Source organism: Nocardioides sp., assembly GCF_031397825.1.
Taxonomy (GTDB): Bacteria; Actinomycetota; Actinomycetes; order Propionibacteriales; family Nocardioidaceae; genus Nocardioides.
In genome coordinates this window covers 1-16697 of the sequence record NZ_JANNML010000228.1, presented here as the reverse complement: position 1 = coordinate 16697, position 16697 = coordinate 1, and the positions used below count along the sequence as shown (strand labels likewise).

Below are 16697 nucleotides of genomic sequence, written 5' to 3'. Positions count from 1 at the left end.
GCGTCCGGAGCCCTTGGCGATGCGTGCGCGGCGCGAGCCGTCGATCATCTTGGGGTTGTTGCGCTCGGCCGGCGTCATCGACTGGATGATCGCCTGGATCCGGTCGATCTCACGCTCGTCGAAGTTCTCCAGCTGCTCACGAAACTGGCCCATCCCGGGCAGCATCCCCATGATCTTGGACATCGAGCCGAGCTTGCGGACCTGCTGCATCTGCTCGAGGAAGTCGTCGAGGGTGAACTCGCCGCCCTGGCCGCTGAGCTTGGCGGCCGCCTTCATGGCCTGCTCTTGGTCGAAGGTCTTCTCGGCCTGCTCGATCAGGGTCATCATGTCGCCCATGTCGAGGATGCGCGACGCCATGCGGTCGGGGTGGAAGAGGTCGAAGTCGGTCAGCTTCTCGCCGTTGGAGGCGAACATGACCGGACGACCGGTGATCGACGCGATCGACAGGGCCGCGCCACCGCGGGCGTCACCGTCGAGCTTGGTGAGCACGACGCCGTCGTAGCCCACGCCGTCGAGGAAGGCCTGGGCCGTGACGACCGCGTCCTGGCCGATCATCGCGTCGACGACGAAGAGCACCTCGTCGGGGTTGACGGCGTCGCGGATGTCGGAGGCCTGCTGCATGAGCTCGGCGTCGACACCGAGACGACCGGCGGTGTCGACGATCACGACGTCGTAGAGCTTGCGCTTGGCCTCCTCGATCGACGCCCGGGCGACGGAGACCGGGTCCCCGACGCCGTTGCCGACCTCGGGGGCGAAGACCGGGACCCCGACGCGCTCGCCGTTGACTTGGAGCTGCTTGACCGCGTTGGGGCGCTGGAGGTCGCACGCCACGAGGACCGGGGCCTTGCCCTGCTCCTTGAGCCACAGCGCGAGCTTGGCCGCCAGCGTCGTCTTGCCGGCGCCCTGGAGGCCGGCGAGCATGATGACGGTGGGGCCGGACTTGGCGTAGCGCAGCCGGCGGGTCTCTCCACCGAGGATGGAGACGAGCTCCTCGTTGACGATCTTGATGATCTGCTGGGCCGGGTTGAGCGCCCCGCTGACCTCCTCGCCCCGCGCCCGGTCCTTGACCGCGCCGACGAACTGCTTGACGACGGGCAGCGCCACGTCGGCCTCGAGCAGCGCGATGCGGATCGCACGCGCGGTCGCGTCGATGTCGGCTTCGGAGAGCCGGCCCTTGCCGCGCAAATTCTTGAAGGTGTCGGCAAGCCGGTCGGAAAGGGTGGCAAACACGGAAGTGACGTCCTAGGGCAGGCGATTCGATGGGTCTGGTGGCGTGCCCCAGCCTAACGCCGGGGCCTCGAGCGACTGGTCACGCGGTCGCGGCTGGGCCCGTCAGCGCCTCGCGCACGGCGTGCGCCGCCTGGGCCGCCCGGGTCTCCGAGAGCACCCCGGCCGAGGACTCCTGGAGGTAGAACACGTCGACCGCCTGCGGACCGAGGGTGTCCAGGTGCGCCGAGCGCACCGCCACGTCGAGCCGGGCCAGCGCCGCGCAGACGAGGTAGACGACCCCGGGCCGGTCGGCGGTGCGCACCTCGAGGACGGTGGCAAGGTCGCTGGCCTCCGGGCGTACGACGACCGTGGGCGCGAGCTCGGCACCTGCCGTGGGGCGAAGCCGGTGCGAGGCGTCGAGCCGGCCGTCGACGATCGCGTCGTACTTCTGGCGCAGGATCGCGGGGTCCAGGTCCTCGGCGGCGACCTCCCACACCGACACGCCGTAGTCGCCCTGCGCCCAGACCCGGGCGGCCCGCACCGCGGCGCGCTGGAGGGCGAACATCGCGGCGAAGTCGGCCAGCAGGCCCACCCGGTCGACGGCGATGGTGGTGACGCGCGAGCCGTCGTCGACCGGCTCGACGGAGATGTGGACGCTGTCCGCGCGCAGGTCTCCCGGGATCGGTACGTCGTCGCTCTGGATCGGCGGCAGGGCCGCGCCGGTGTCGAGGGCGGCGTGCGCGCGCCGGGCCAGGTCGAGGATCAGGCCGGAGCGCCACGAGGACCAGGCCTTGGGCGAGGTGGCCTTGGCGTCGGCCTCGGTGAGGGCGCCCAGCAGCGAGACCGCCTCGACCGTCCCCAGCCGCGAGGTCACCAGCTCGACGGTGGCCGGGTCGTCGGGGTCGCGCGTCGTCGCGGTCTCTGCGAGCAGCAGGTGCCATCGCACGAGCAGAGCGATCAGGTCGACGCAGTAGGGGGCGAAGCCCATGCGCCTCGCGATGGTGCGGGCGATCGGCTCCCCGGCCACGCTGTGCTCGGTCAGTCCGCCCTTGCCGATGTCGTGGAGGAGGGCGCTCACCATCAGCACGTCGGGGCGCGCCACGCTCCGGATCAGCGACGACGCCTCGATCGCGGTCTCGATGACGTGGCGGTCGACGGTGAAGCGGTGGATGACCGAGGCGTGCGGCAGCAGGCGCACCCGTTCCCACTCGGGCAGGAAGCCGCTCAAGGCCCCGGTCTCCTCGAGGGTCTCCCACACGCCCAGGAGGCTGCGTCCGGAGGCGAGGAGCCGCACCAGGAGCTGGCGCGCCTCGGCGGGCCAGGGGTCAGGCAGCGGCGAGCACTCCCGCACCAGTCGCGCCGCCGTCGCCGGCGCCAGCACCGCGTCGCGCTCGGCTGCTGACACGGCAGCGCGCAGCAGCAGGACCGGGTCGTCGGCCGGGCGCGCCTTCTTGTCCAGCACGATCTCGCCCGAGGAGAGGGCGACCCCGGCAGCCACGGGCTCGAGCGAGGGACGGCGCGCCCCCACGGCCGCGGGACGGGCGAGCACGGCGTCGACGCGGCGCCAGGCGAGCCGCGAGAGGTGGGTGAGCCGGCGACCGAGCTCACGCACGTGCACCTGGGCGGCGCGCTCGTCGGGCAGACCGAGGCCCTGAGCCAGCTCGGGCCACATCTCGGGGGTGATCCGCTCGGTCGCCCGCCCGGCCGTGCCGTGCACGACGTCGCGTACGTCGAGGAGCGCGAGGCGGCAGCGCTCGAGGTCGGCGTGGGGCACGTCGACCAACCAGGTGGCGACCATGCCACGCAGGACCGTCGCGTCGCGCAGCCCGCCCTCGGACTCCTTGAGGTCCGGCACCGACAGGTGCGCCAGCTCGCCGATCAGGTCGTGGCGGGAGCGGACCATCTGGCGCAGGGCCGGGAGCCGTTCCTTGGCACCCTTGCGCCAGTTGGCGAGCATCGTCGTGCGCAGCCGCAGGGTGAGGTTGGGATCACCCGCGAGGTGGCGCAGGTCGAGCAGCCCGGAGGCGACGCGCAGGTCGGCCTCGGCGGCGGTGAGCATCTCCGGCAGCGTGCGCACGGAGTGGTCGATCTTGGACCCGGAGTCCCACAGGGGGTACCAGATCTTGTGGGCCAGCTCGCCCAGGTCGATGCCCTCGTCGGAGACCAGGACGACGTCGAGGTCGGAGTGGGGGGCCAGCTCGCTGCGGCCGTAGCCCCCCACTGCCACCAGAGCGGCACCGACGTCGGGACCACCGCAGTCTGCGAAGGCCCGGGCGCACAGGGCGTCGGCCTCCGCGGTGCGGGCGGCCCGTTCGGGTGCCGTCATCGGGTCAGATCGCCGCGTCGTCCCGGTCTCCGGTGCGCACGCGCAGGACGGAGTCGAGGGGGGCGACCCACACCTTGCCGTCGCCGATGCGACCGGTGCTGGCGCTGGTCTGGATCGCGCCGACGATCGCCTCGACGTCCTCGTCGCTGACGACGACCTCGAGCCGGATCTTGGGCACGAGGGCGATGTCGTACTCGGCGCCACGGTAGACCTCGGTGTGCCCCTTCTGCCGGCCGTAGCCGCTGACCTCGCTGACGGTCATGCCGGTGACCCCGACCGACTCCAGGGCGACGCGGACGTCCTCCCACTTGTGCGGCTTGATGACCGCGGTGACGAGCTTCATCGTTCTTCCTCCCTCGAGGCGGTGGATCCGCCCAGGACTCCCGAGCCCGAGCGGGCACCGGCGGTGGCGTGCAGGTCGTAGGCGGTCTCGGCGTGGACCACGAGGTCGATGCCGCTGAGCTCGTGCTCCTCGTCGATACGGAAGCCCATGGCCTTGTCGACGACGAGTCCGATGATGCCCGAGACCACGAAGGCGTAGGCGAACACCGCGCCGCCGCCCAGCAACTGCCGACCCAGCTGGTCGGGCCCGCCGCCGTAGAACAGGCCGTCCACGCCGGTCGGGGCAGCGGCCGTCGCGAGCAGCCCGATGCCGAACGTGCCGACCAGGCCGCCGACCAGGTGGACTCCGACGACGTCGAGCGAGTCGTCGTAGCCGAAGCGGTACTTCAAGGCGACCGCCAGGGCACAGACGACCCCGGCGACCGCGCCCATGACGATCGCACCGACCGGCGAGACCGACGCACAGGACGGCGTGATCGCCACGAGCCCGGACACCAGTCCCGACGCGGCGCCGAGCGAGGTCGCGTGGCCGTCGCGCAGCCGCTCGACCCCGAGCCAGCCCAGCGCGCCGGCCGCCCCGGCGAGCAGCGTGGTGGTGAAGACGACCGCAGCGGTCTGGTTGGCGCCGAGGGCGGAGCCGGCGTTGAAGCCGAACCAGCCGAACCACAGCAGGCCCGCGCCGAGCATCACCAGGGTCAGGTTGTGCGGACGCATCGGGTCCTTGCCGAAGCCGATCCGTCGACCCAGCACCAGGGCCAGCGCGAGCCCCGAGGCGCCGGAGGTGATCTCCACGGCGGTGCCGCCTGCGAAGTCGATGACCCCGAGGTCGTTGGCCATCCAGCCCCCGACATGGTCGCCGGCGGAGAAGTCGAAGATCCAGTGGGCGATCGGTGCGTAGACGACGAGGGTCCAGACCGCGACGAAGACCATCCACGCGCCGAAGCGGGCGCGATCGGCGATCGCCCCGGAGACCAGGGCCCCGGTGATGACGCAGAAGAGGCCCTGGAAGACCGCGAAGAGGATCAACGGGACGCCCGAGTCGCCGTTGCTGTCCTCCGACATCAGCTGCGAGAGCCCGGCGTACTGCGTGGGGTCCCCCACCAGGCCGAGGCCGAGGTCGTCGCCGAAGGCGATGGAGTAGCCGACGAGGACCCAGAGGATGGTGATGACGGCCAGCGAGCCGAAGGTCATCATCATCATGTTGAGCACGCTCTTGGAGCGCACCATGCCGCCGTAGAAGAGCGCGAGACCAGGCGCCATGAGCAGGACCAGGGCGCTGGCGGCGAGCAACCAGGCCGTGTCACCGGAGTCGAGGCCCGCGGGGTCCGCGACGAGCGGGGCGAGGTCGAGGAGTCGCGTGGGGGTAGTCACGATCGACCACCCTCCAAGCCATTTGTTTCAGACATGTAAACGACCCGGCTGTCTCACGACAGCCGGGTCGTCCACCCTGCGGTGCTGCGGGTCGTGCGAGCGCTCAGAGAGCGGCTTCGTCCTTGTCACCGGTGCGGACGCGGATCACGGTCTCGATGGGGCTGACCCACACCTTGCCGTCCCCGATGCGTCCGGTCTGGGCGGTCTTGACGACGATGCCGACGATGTCGGCGGCGTCGTCGTCGTCCACCACGATCTCGATGCGGATCTTGGGCACGAGCGCGATGTCGTACTCGGCCCCTCGGTAGACCTCGGTGTGGCCCTTCTGGCGGCCGTAGCCGCTGACCTCGGAGACCGTCATGCCGGTCACCCCGAAGGTCTCGAGCGCCTCGCGGACGTCTTCCCACTTGTGCGGCTTGATGACCGCGGTCACGAGCTTCATGCCTTGTGTCCTTCCGAGGGAGCCATGCTGGCAGCGAGGACGCCGGTCTTGCCGCCACCGCCGCTCATGCTGGTGTGCAGGTCGTAGGCCGACTCACCGTGCTCGGTGAGGTCGATGCCCTCGGCCTCGTCCTCCTCGGTGATGCGCAGGCCCAGCGTGAACTTGATGGCCAGGGCGATGATCGTGGTGACCACGCCCGAGTAGGCGACCGCGACGAGGACACCGAGCGCCTGGTCGCCCAGGGAGCCGGCACCGCCGCCGTAGAGGAGGCCGTCGATGCCACCCGCGCCGTCGGACGTCGAGAAGACGCCGATCAGCAGGGTGCCGATGACGCCACCCACGAGGTGGACGCCGACGACGTCGAGCGAGTCGTCGTAGCCGAGCTTGTACTTGAGGCTGACGGCCCAGGCGCAGACGGCACCGGCGATGAAGCCGATGGCGACCGCACCCTCGATGTCGACGGCACCGGTGGCCGGGGTGATGGCGACGAGGCCCGCGACGATGCCGGAGGCGGCTCCGAGCGAGGTGGCCTTGCCGTGCATGAGCTTCTCGATGAGCAGCCAGCCGAGGATGGCGGCCATCGTGGCCAGCGTGGTGGTGGTGAAGGTGCGACCGGTCTCGGAGAAGAACTGGGCCATGTTGGCCTCGTCGGTGTCACCGGTGAAGACGATCGAGCCGACGTTGAAGCCGTACCAGCCGAACCACAGGAGGCCGGCTCCGAGCATGGTGAGCGTCAGGTTGTGCGGACGCATCTGGTCCTTCGGCCAGCCCATGCGCTTGCCCAGCAGGAGGACGAGCACGAGGGCCGCGACACCGGCGTTGATGTGCACCGCCGTGCCGCCGGCGTAGTCCTGGGCACCGCTGCGACCGCAGATGAGCGAGTCGTCGGTGCAGCTGAAGACCATGTGGGCCATCGGGAAGTAGCACAGGACCGCCCACAGCGGCACGAAGAGCACCCAGGCGGAGAACTTCATCCGGTCGGCCACCGCGCCGCTGATGAGGGCGGCGGTGATGATCGCGAAGGTCATCTGGAACATCACGAAGATGTAGCTCTCCGTCGGGACGTCCTTGAGCCAGATCAGCGTGGTCGGGTCGGCGAAGAACGTGCCTTCGCCACTCCAGCCCATCGACCAGCCGACGGCGACGTAGAGGATGCCGACGATCGCCGCGGCGACGTAGGACATCATCATCATGTTGAGCACTGACTTCGAGCGGGACATGCCGCCGTAGAACAGCGCCAGCGCGGGCACCGTCATCATCAGGACCAGGGCCGTCGCCACCAGCATGAAGGCGTAATAGCCGTCCACAGAACCTCCAGGGAATCACTGTCCGGGGGCGTGGCCGGCTCACGACCGCGTTGTCGTGGCGAGGTCCCCGCCTCATTGCCCTGAACCTTCACGGCCGGAGGTTTCACGGTCCGCGCGCCTTTGTTGCAGGCAGGAAACGAGTCCGGGGCGTGCGTAACTTCCGTGTTACGGACCGGGCGTGTCCCGATTCAGGTGCGCGCAGGACGGGGAGGCCTCCGCCTCCGTCCGGCGCCCTAGGGTGTCGGCGTGAAGTTCTCCAGGAGGCAGCCCGACCCGGCTCCGTCCCCCGCGCCCGGCGAGGTCGATGCTTCCCCGGCAGCCCCGGCAGCCCCGGCTCAGCGTCTCGTCGAGGCGGGGATCGTGGACCGCGAGTTCTGCTCGGCTCAGGCCGGGGTCGCGTTCGACTCCGACCTCGCCGCTGCACGGGCGTGCGTGAGCGCCGCCGGCGCCTGGTCACCCCACCCGCTGCTCGACCTCGGCTCGCTCCCCCAGTGGTTGCGCGCCAAGCTCGAGGAGGGCGCGTTCGTGCCGCTGCTGCGCTACCTCACCCGGGCCGGCAGCACGGACCGGTTGAGCCCCCTCCTCGACGCGTCGGCCGTGCCCGGCACTGCCCAGCAGAAGGCGGCGCACCCCGGTGGCGCGCTCGGGCTCTTCCTGTCCACCGCCGGTCCCGACACGGAGCTGCCGGGTGGCCGCGGCCTGACGTGGGGCGTCGCGCGCGGGCTCCTGCTGGAGCACGCCCGCCTGGTGCGCGCGCAGCAGGACCTGCGCGGCCCTCGCACCACCGAGACCTGGGACGCCGTCGCCGAGGCCGCGTGGCGCGCCCGCTGGCAGGACGCGCCGCTCCCGGACGGCGACGGGCCGCTGGTGAGCGTCGTGATGCCGGTGCGCAACCGTGCCGGAGTCGTCGAGGTCGCGCTCACCTCCCTGGCGGCTCAGACCCTGCAGCGCTGGGAGCTGGTCGTCGTCGACGACGGCTCCACCGACGACACGGTCGCGGTGCTCGAGACGTGGGCCGCCCGAGACCCCCGCATCCGGGTGGTCCAGCAGGAGTGGGGCGGTGTGTGCGCGGCCCGCAACACCGCGCTCGCCGCCGCCGGCTCGCCGTACGTCGCCTTCCTGGACAGCGACAACACCTGGCGCCCCGACTTCCTGCGCCTCGCGGTGGGGGCGATGCACGGGCAGGGCCTGCGAGCGGCGTACGCCGGCATGGTGCTGCGCGACGCCGACGACCCCGCGCGGGTGGTGCACCGCGCCTTCCGTGGCTCGCGCGACGCGCTGATGGTCGTCAACCACGTGGACCTCAACGTGCTGGTCGTCGAGCGGGAGCTGGCACTGGAGGTCGGAGGCTTCGACGTCGCGCTGCGGCGCTGGGTCGACCACGACTTCGCTCTCAAGCTGGCCGGCGAGGTCGAGCTCGAGCTGCTGCCGTTCCTGGCGGTCGACTACGACGACTCGCGCGAGGTCAGCGACCGGATCACGACGAGCGAGTCCGATGCGTGGCAGTACGTCGTGCTCGGGCAGCACTGGGTCGACTGGGACGCGGTGGAGCGCGAGGTGCCTGCCCGCGTGGCCGGTCGGGTGTCGGTGGTCATCCCGACGTGGAACGACTCCGCGATGACCCTGCGCGCCGTCGAGACCGTGCTGCGCAACACGCCCGGAGTGGACGTCGAGGTGGTCGTGCTCGACAACGGCTCGCGCTCCGACGTCGCGATGAGCCTGGGCGCCGGGCTGCTCGGCGACCCGCGGCTGCGGCTCGTGCGGCTGCCCCGCAACCTCAACTTCGCGATCGGCTGCAACGTCGGCTTCGCGCGCTCGACCGGTGAGAACGTGCTGTTTCTCAACAATGACACCGAGCCGCGCCCAGGCTGGTGGGAGCCGCTGGTCGCGCACCTCGCCGCCGAGCGGGTGCTCGGCGTGCAGCCGTTGCTGCTCTACCCCGACGACACGATCCAGACCGCGGGCACCGTCTTCCCGGTCGACCACGCCATCCCGTGCCACTACCTCGTCGGCCATCCGGCGGAGGACGCCACCAAGATCGCGGATCCCTGCTTCACGGCCGTCACGGCTGCCGCCCTGCTGATGCGGGCGAGCGACGTGGCCCGGCTGCGCGGCTTCGACCCGCTCTTCGTCAACGGCGCCGAGGACGTCGACCTGTGCCTGCGCGCCGGTGAGCTGCGCGAGGGCCACTTCGTGGTCGAGACGGCGTCGCGCGTCACGCACCACGAGGGCAAGACAGCCGGTCGCATGACCCAGGTCATGGAGAACCGGGTCCACCTCCTGGGCCGCTGGCGCGGTCGGCTGCCGCTGGCCGACCGGCAGCGCTGGACCGAGGCCGGCTTCGCGATCGCCCACGTCGGGGGCGAGGACGTGCCGCTCCCCCGCCCCAAGCCGCTCATCGTGCGTCCGCCCGCGCCTCCGCTGCCCGACGGGTCGCCGGCCCTGCGGTGGGCGCTCAAGATCGCCGCCCCAGGCGGCGAGAAGGGCGACCTGTGGGGAGACGTGCACTTCGCCCGGTCGATGGCCCGCGCCCTGGCCACCCGCGGGCAGGACCCGGTGCTCTTCCGCCACGGCGCCCACCACGTCGCCGCCACGCGCATGGACGACGTCGTCCTCGGCATCCGTGGCCTCGACCCGATCCGCCCCATCCCCGGCAAGGTCAACGCGGTCTGGGTCATCAGCCACCCCGACGACGTGAGCGCCGAGGAGCTGCTCGACTTCGAGCTCGTCTATGCCGCCTCCGCGTCGTGGGCGGCGCTCATGTCGCAGCGGACCGGGCGACCGGTCCGGCCGCTGCTCCAGGCCACCGACCTCGCGCTGCGCCCTGCTGCCTCCGTGCCGCTGGGCGACGGATCACGGCCGCTCTTCGTCGGCAACACCCACGCCCGTCGTCCGCGCCAGATCGTGCTCGACGCCGTGGCCACCGGCGTCCCGGTCGAGGTGCACGGGCCCGGCTGGGAGGGGGTCCTGCCCGACGGTCACCTGCGCTCGCCGTACGTCGCCAACGACGCGCTCCTGACCCTCTACCGCACCCACGGGCTGGTGCTCGCGGACCACTGGGGCGACATGGCCACCCACGGCTTCCTGGCCAACCGGCTCTTCGACGCCGTCGCGGCCGGTGCGCGGGTCGTCTGCGACGACGTGCCGGGGGTCGAGGAGCTCGAGGGTGCCGTCCAGGTCTATCGGACGCCCGAGGAGCTCGCGTTCCTCTGCTCGCCCGAGGGGCGCTCGCGCTGGCCCTCGGACGACGCGATGGCCGCGATCTCCGACCGGGTGGCCGCTGCCCACTCCTTCGACGCCCGCGCTGCCCGGCTGCTCGACGACGCCTCTGCGATCTGGACGTCCCGCCAGGCCTGACCGGACGCTCGCCGAGTCGTGCGCGATGGTGCACACCGGGCGCCAGCCGGGATAGTGCGGGACGTTTTCGACCTCGCCAGCACGCTCGGACGTCGAAAACGTCCCGCACTATCCGTGGGTCGAGGTCAGCCCAGGAGGGCGTCGACGAACGCGCCGGCGTCGAAGGGCGCGAGGTCGTCGGCGCCCTCGCCGAGACCGACGAGCTTGACGGGTACGCCGAGCTCTCGCTGGACCGCCACGACGATGCCGCCCTTGGCCGAGCCGTCGAGCTTGGTCAGGACGATGCCCGTGACGTCGACGACCTCGCTGAAGACGCGGGCCTGGATCAGTCCGTTCTGGCCGGTGGTCGCGTCGAGGACGAGCAGCACCTCGGTGACCGGCGCCTGCTTCTCGATGACGCGCTTGACCTTGCCGAGCTCGTCCATGAGGCCCTGCTTGTTCTGCAGCCGACCCGCGGTGTCGACGATGACGGTGTCGACGCCCCGGTCGACGCCGTCCTTGACCGCCTCGAAAGCGACGCTGGCGGGGTCGGTGCCCTCGGGGCCGCGCACGACCTCGACGCCGACGCGCTCGCCCCAGGTCGCCAGCTGCTCGACCGCGGCGGCACGGAAGGTGTCGGCGGCACCGAGCACGACAGAGCGCTCCTCGGCGACCAGGATCCGGGCGATCTTGCCGACGGTGGTGGTCTTGCCGGCGCCGTTGACGCCGACCACGAGCACGACACCGGGCTTCCCGTCCTCGCCGCTGACCTGCAGCCGGCGGTCCATCGTGGGGTCGACGAGGGTCAGCAGCTCCTCGCGGAGCACCGTGCGGGGATCGCCCGCCTCGTTGCCATCGACGCGCAGTCGGGTGCGCAGCCGCTCGACGAGCTCCTGCGTCGGTGCGACGCCCACGTCGGCGGTGAGCAGCGTGTCCTCGATGGACTCCCAGGTGTCCTCGTCGAGGCGGTCACGGCTGAGCAGGGCCAACAGGCCGCGCCCGAGCCCACCCTGGGAGCCGGCCAGCCGCTGACGCAGCCGCACCAGCCGGGAGGCGGTGCCCTCGGGCTTCTCGAGGGCCGGGGCGGTGGGCTCGAGGACCTCGGGCTCGAGGACGTCCGTGGCGCCCGGCTCACCACCGGGCGGGAGGCCGAGGTCGTCGGTCCAGGTGTCGTGCAACGGCGCCGGCTTGCGCCGGCGCGTCACCACGAGCCCGGTGACGGTCGCCACGAGGGCGAGCGCCACGAGGGCGATGATCAGGATCACGAGAGCCAAGCCGTCCATGGCCCCAATCCAACCAGAGGCCGGTGCCGCCCCGGTCAGCGCTGTGCGGTGCCCCGCGAGCTCAGGCTGTCAGCGGTCGCGTCCCTGCGGGCGTCGTCCTCCGGGTCGAGCGTGGGGACGGCGTCGGCGGCACGCGCCATCGCCTCACCGAGCCAGGGGGCGGCCGGCAGCCGCTCCCCGCGGTGCGGGAAGGCGACGAAGAGGCCGACGCCCGCGCAGATGAGCAGGATGACGAGCATGGCGATCCATGCGACGAGCAAGGTGACTCCCGAGAGACGAGGAACGGTCCTTTACCCTCCCATGCCCGGATGGGCCGCCCTCCACTCCTCAGTCGGCGCGGCCCCGTGACGTGCCCCTCATCCCCCGCACCCGTCGTACGACGCGGCGCGCGACGGAGACGCTCGGCTGCGCGGCGGGTGCCGATGGCGGCCCCGACGCAGCCGCGAGCGCCCGGTCGCGCTCGCCCCGGACCCGCTCGAGCCGCCCGCGGGCCTGGAGCACCTCGCCCTGCAGGCGGGTCATCTCCCCGAGCATCGCATCGAAGGTGCGGGTGAGGGCGGTGGGCGCCACCTCGAGCAGCGCCGGCACCACGGCACCGGTCACGGGTCGGACCAGCCACACCATCTCGTCAGGCTCGGCCCGCACCCAGGTGGCCATCTCCCCACCGAGCAGCGAGCGCGGGGTGATGCGCTGGATGGCCAGGCCGCACGATGCCAGCCGGTCCTCGAAGTCGTCGCCGTAGTAGCGCACGTGGTCTGCCTGGCCGAAGCGCCGCACGCGCTCCTCCTCGTCGGCCGACGGGTCCTCGTCGGTGACCGTGCCGGGACGGAACGGGACCTGCAGGATGCCGAGGCCGTCGGGCGCCAGCACCCGCCCGATCTCGCGCATGGCCGCGAGGTCGTCGGGGATGTGCTCGAGCACGTGGTAGCAGACGAGCAGGTCGACGGAGTCGTCCGCGAGCGGGACGTCGGTGAGGCTGCCGAGCACGTCGACGCGACGGTTGTCGGCACCGAGGTCGAGCTTGAGGTGGGTGCGCGCGCCGAGGCGGCCGAGCAGCGGCGTGGTCTGCGGCGACGGCGAGACCTCGAGCAGGAGGTCGATGTCGTCGAGCAGGGGCGCCAGCACGCTCAGCAGGATCGCGAAGAACCGGTGCCGCTCCAGGCTCCGGCAGCGCGGGCAGGACGCGTCGGGCCGACCGCCGGGCCCGGGCTTGAAGTCCTTCTTGACGATCCGGTCGCACGTAGGGCAGTAGCGACGCGGGAAGTCCAGGATCGAGGTCGCCTCACTCATGCGCGGGCCTCACCAGCGGGCCTCAGCAGCGGCTCGACGACCGCCCGGATCGTGTCGGGGACCGGCGTGCTGCGCCGGGCCGGGTCGGTGTTGTCGACGTAGACGTGCACGAACCGGCCCTCGGCCGCGGCCTCGTCGCAGTCGCCCTGGAAGAGCCCGATCCGGTAGACGACCGATTTTGTGCCGACCTTATCGACGACCAGCCCGGTCTCGATCGGCTCCGGGAAGCCGATCTCGCGGAAGTAGCGGCAGGACGTCTCGGCCACCACGCCGATCTGCGGCAGCGCGCGGATGTCGAGCCCGGTCTTCTCGTAGAGGTGGGCGTTGACGGCCGTGTCGAACAGCTCGTAGTAGGTCGCGTTGTTGAGGTGGCCGTAGGCGTCGTCGTCACGCCAGCGCGTGGTGACGGTGCGCCAGGCGACGAAGTCGCCCCGCGTGGGTCTCGTGCTCATCAGGCGGGCTCGGTCTCTCGCAGTCGCTGGCTGATGACAGCGCTGACGCCGTCTCCGCGCATGGTCACGCCGTAGAGGGCGTCGCCGACCTCCATCGTGCGCTTCTGGTGGGTGATGACGAGGAGCTGGGAGTTCTCGCGCAGCTCCTCGTAGATCTGCAGCAGCCGGCCCAGGTTGGTGTCGTCGAGCGCCGCCTCGACCTCGTCGAGGATGTAGAAGGGCGAGGGCCGGGCCTTGAAGAGCGCGACGAGGAACGCCACTGCCACCAGGGACCGCTCGCCGCCCGAGAGCAGGCTGAGCCGCTTGACCTTCTTGCCCGGCGGCCGGGCCTCGACCTCGACGCCGGTCGACAGCATGTCGCCGGGGTTGGTGAGGACCAGGCGACCCTCACCACCGGGGAAGAGCCGCGCGAAGGTCTGGTCGAAGGCGGCGGTCACATCGGCGAAGGCCTCGGTGAAGACGGCCTCGACCCGGGCGTCGACCTCCTTGACGATGTCGAGCAGGTCGGCGCGCGTGCGCTTGAGGTCCTCGAGCTGCTCGGTGAGGAACTTGTGCCGCTCCTCCATCGCCGAGAACTCCTCCAGCGCCAACGGGTTGACCTTGCCGAGCATGGTGAGCTCGCGCTCGGCGGTCTTGAGCCGCTTCTGCTGCTCCTCGCGCACGAAGGGCACCGGGTCGGGCAGGTTGCCATCGGCGTCGGGTGCCGTCGCCGGCACGTCGTTGTGGGGCCCGTAGTCGGCCGCCAGCCCATCGGCGTCGAGCCCGAGCTCCTCCAGCGCGCGCTCCTCGAGCTGCTCGATGCGCATGCGCTGCTGGGTGCGAGCCATCTCGTCGCGGTGGACGGAGTTGACCAGCTCGTCGTGCTCGCGCATCAGGTCGCGCAGCGCGGTGCGTCGGGTCAGGAGCTCCTGCTCGCGACCGGTGCGCGACGCCTCGACCTCCTTGCGGGCCTCCGTCGCCTGGTGGATGGAGACCTCCAGCCGCGACAGGACGTACGACGCCGCGACCCCGACCGCCTCCGCGGCCTGGCCCTCGCGGAGCAGCCGCTCGCGCCGGGCTGCGGCCTTGGCACGGGCCTCCCGCTCGGTGCGGGCCGCCCGCATCAGCGACTCGGCGCGGCCGTGCAGGGCGCGGGCGCGCTCCTCGGCGGTGCGCAGCGCGAGGCGGGAGTCCATCTCGCCCTGGCGCGCGGCCTTGGCCGCCTCGGCCAGCCGCTCGCGCTCGACGGTGTCGGGCTCCTCGTCGGGGGCGTCCTCGGCGGTGGCGAGACGCTGCTCGAGGTCGGCGAGCCCGGCGAGGTCCTGCTCGCGCGCCGCCTGGGCCTTCTCGATCGCCTGACCGAGCCGGTCGGCCTCGCCCCGGGCCGATCGGGCCGCCGAGCCGTGCTGCCCGAGCTCCTCGGCCACGGCCGCGAGCGTGGCGTCGGACTCGTGCAGCTTGGCCAGCGCCACGTCGGCGCGCTTCTGCGCCTCGAGCCGCTCGGCCTCGAGGCGGGACAGGTCGAAGGTCAGCCGTTCGGAGGCCGCGATCGCCTCGGCCAGCTGCGAGGAGGCCTCGTCGACGGCGGCCTGGATCTCGATCAGGCTCGGCTGGCTCGAGGAGCCTCCCGCCGCGAAGTGGGCCCCCAGCACGTCGCCCTCGCGAGTCACCGCGGTGACGTCGGGCAGGTCGGCGACCAGGGCCTGGGCCGCGGCCAGGTCGGGCACGACGGCGACCTTGAAGAGCAGCCGCCGCAGCGCCGGGCGCAGGGTGTCGGGGCACTCGACGACGTCGACGGCGTAGGACGCGTGGTCCGGCAGGGCGGGCCAGGTGCGCTCGTCGCTCTCGACCAGGCCGCCGAGCAGCATGCCGGCGCGGCCGAGGTCGTCGGTCTTGAGGTGACCCATCGCGGCCACCGCGGCGCCCGCGTCGGTCACGGCCACCGCGTCCGCGGCGGAGCCCAGCGCGCTGGCGACCGCGGTCTCGAAGCCGGTGCGCACCGACAGCAGCGCGGCGACCGGGCCCATCAGCCCGGAGACGGTGTCGGTGGTCGCGAGCAGCGCACCGGCGCCGTCCTTGCGGTTGAGGCCCATCTCGAGGGCGTCCTTGCGGGCGGCCAGGGACGAGCGGTCGCGGTCGGCCTGCTGGGCCTCCTCGCGGGTCTTGGCGAGGCGCTCCTCGAGGTCGTCGAGCACCTGGGTGGCGGCCTCGTGCTCCGCGTCGAGCCCCTCCTCGCCGGCGTCGAGGCCGGCGACCCTGGTCTCGAGCGAGGTGAAGTCACGCTGGGCCCGGTCGGCGCGCGCGACGGCCTCCTCGCGGGCCAACCCGAGCCGGCCGATCTCGTCGTCGGCGGCTGCGGCGCGTGACTTGAGCGCGTTGACCTGGCCGTGGAGGCGGGCGAGGCCCTCGCGGCGGTCGGCCGCGGCGCGCACCAGCCCCGCGACGCGGCGGTCCTCCTCGGCGGCCGCCTCCTCCGCCGTACGACGTCCGGTGACGGCCTGCTCCAGCGCGGTGCGCGAGGCGTCGACCTCGGCCGCGATCTGCTGCTCCTGCTGGCGGACCTGCTCGGCCTGGGCCTCGAGGTCCTCCGGGTCGCGCCCCTGGGGCTCGCTCTCGCTGACGCTGGCGGCGTTGCGCACGCGCTCGGCCGCCAGGGAGGCGGTGCCGCGCAGCCGCTCGCGGAGGCCGTTGAGGCTGTATTGCACGTCCTGGGCCCTCGACAGCGCCGGCAGGTCCTCGCGCAGTGCCGCCTCGAGCACGGCCTCGGCCTCGCGCCCCTCGGCCAGCGCCTTCTCGACCTCCGCCCGGCGCTCGACCAGGATCGACTCGTCGGCCATCTCCTGCTGCAGCGCCGTGCGGGCCGTGACGAGGTCGTCGGCCATCAGCCGGGCGCGGGCGTCGCGCGCGTCGGCCTGGACGCCGGCGGCACGACGGGCGACCTCGGCCTGGCGGCCCAGTGGCTTGAGCTGGCGGCGGATCTCGCTGAGCAGGTCGTTGAGGCGGGTCAGGTTGCCGTCGGTGGAGTCGAGCTTGCGCAGCGCCTTCTCCTTGCGCTTGCGGTGCTTGAGGACGCCCGCGGCCTCCTCGATGAAGCCGCGCCGGTCCTCCGGCGTCGCGTGCAGGATGGTGTCGAGCTGGCCCTGGCCGACGATGACGTGCATCTCCCGCCCGATGCCGGAGTCGCTGAGCAGCTCCTGCACGTCGAGCAGCCGGCAGGAGGTGCCGTTGATCGCGTACTCAGAGCCGCCGGAGCGGAACATCGTGCGGCTGATCGTGACCTCGGCGTACTCGATCGGCAGCGCACCGTCGGAGTTGTCGATGGTCAGCAGCACCTCCGCGCGACCCAGCGGCGGGCGCCCG

General features: G+C 72.2%; 12 protein-coding genes. 1 reads left to right on the top strand and 11 read right to left on the bottom strand.

Annotated features, from left to right (window positions below; translation table 11 throughout):
* The 6 genes from ffh to RMN98_RS19165 all read right to left on the bottom strand — a co-directional run.
* Positions 1 to 1230 (bottom strand): signal recognition particle protein (ffh, locus tag RMN98_RS19190; RefSeq protein ID WP_309650423.1); only part of this gene is annotated, 1230 nt, incomplete at its 3' end.
* Between the two features lie 79 nt (positions 1231 to 1309).
* Positions 1310 to 3535, bottom strand: a complete 2226-nt coding sequence (locus RMN98_RS19185; RefSeq protein ID WP_309650422.1) for a [protein-PII] uridylyltransferase — start codon at positions 3533 to 3535, stop codon at positions 1310 to 1312.
* A gap of 4 nt (positions 3536 to 3539) precedes the next feature.
* Complete coding sequence (locus RMN98_RS19180; protein ID WP_309650421.1) at positions 3540 to 3878, bottom strand: P-II family nitrogen regulator; 339 nt, start codon at positions 3876 to 3878, stop codon at positions 3540 to 3542.
* The gene (locus tag RMN98_RS19175; protein WP_309650420.1) at positions 3875 to 5248 is read right to left on the bottom strand and encodes an ammonium transporter; all 1374 of its coding nucleotides are present in this window, start codon (positions 5246 to 5248) and stop codon (positions 3875 to 3877) included. The genes RMN98_RS19180 and RMN98_RS19175 overlap by 4 nt, the downstream gene beginning before the upstream one ends.
* 103 nt (positions 5249 to 5351) lie before the next feature.
* Positions 5352 to 5690: a P-II family nitrogen regulator gene (locus RMN98_RS19170; protein WP_309650419.1), complete on the bottom strand. Its 339-nt coding sequence runs from the start codon at positions 5688 to 5690 to the stop codon at positions 5352 to 5354.
* Positions 5687 to 6997, bottom strand: a complete 1311-nt coding sequence (locus tag RMN98_RS19165) for an ammonium transporter (RefSeq protein ID WP_309650418.1) — start codon at positions 6995 to 6997, stop codon at positions 5687 to 5689. Before RMN98_RS19165 ends, RMN98_RS19170 begins: the two co-directional genes overlap by 4 nt.
* Before the next feature lie 246 nt (positions 6998 to 7243).
* Between RMN98_RS19165 and RMN98_RS19160 the strand changes: the two genes are divergently transcribed.
* Positions 7244 to 10354 carry a glycosyltransferase gene (locus tag RMN98_RS19160; protein WP_309650417.1) on the top strand — a complete coding sequence of 1037 codons (3111 nt, stop codon included), beginning with the start codon at positions 7244 to 7246 and terminating at the stop codon, positions 10352 to 10354.
* Positions 10355 to 10479: 125 nt separating this feature from the next.
* Here the strand turns inward: RMN98_RS19160 and ftsY are convergent, their stop codons facing one another.
* From ftsY to smc, 5 genes are all read right to left on the bottom strand, one after another.
* Positions 10480 to 11616 (bottom strand): signal recognition particle-docking protein FtsY, encoded by a 1137-nt coding sequence (ftsY, locus tag RMN98_RS19155; RefSeq protein ID WP_309650416.1) that lies wholly within the window; start codon positions 11614 to 11616, stop codon positions 10480 to 10482.
* A gap of 35 nt (positions 11617 to 11651) precedes the next feature.
* On the bottom strand, positions 11652 to 11855 hold the full coding sequence (locus RMN98_RS19150; protein ID WP_309650415.1) for a hypothetical protein: 204 nt from the start codon (positions 11853 to 11855) through the stop codon (positions 11652 to 11654).
* An 88-nt stretch (positions 11856 to 11943) separates the two neighbouring features.
* Positions 11944 to 12906 carry a methyltransferase domain-containing protein gene (locus tag RMN98_RS19145; RefSeq protein ID WP_309650414.1) on the bottom strand — a complete coding sequence of 321 codons (963 nt, stop codon included), beginning with the start codon at positions 12904 to 12906 and terminating at the stop codon, positions 11944 to 11946.
* A complete protein-coding gene (locus RMN98_RS19140) occupies positions 12903 to 13358 on the bottom strand; it encodes a thioesterase family protein (RefSeq protein ID WP_309650413.1) in 456 nt (151 codons plus the stop codon). Before RMN98_RS19140 ends, RMN98_RS19145 begins: the two co-directional genes overlap by 4 nt.
* Positions 13358 to 16697, bottom strand: a 3340-nt coding sequence (gene smc, locus RMN98_RS19135; RefSeq protein WP_309650412.1) for a chromosome segregation protein SMC, incomplete at its 5' end; no start/stop codon positions are given. The genes RMN98_RS19140 and smc, both read right to left, overlap by 1 nt.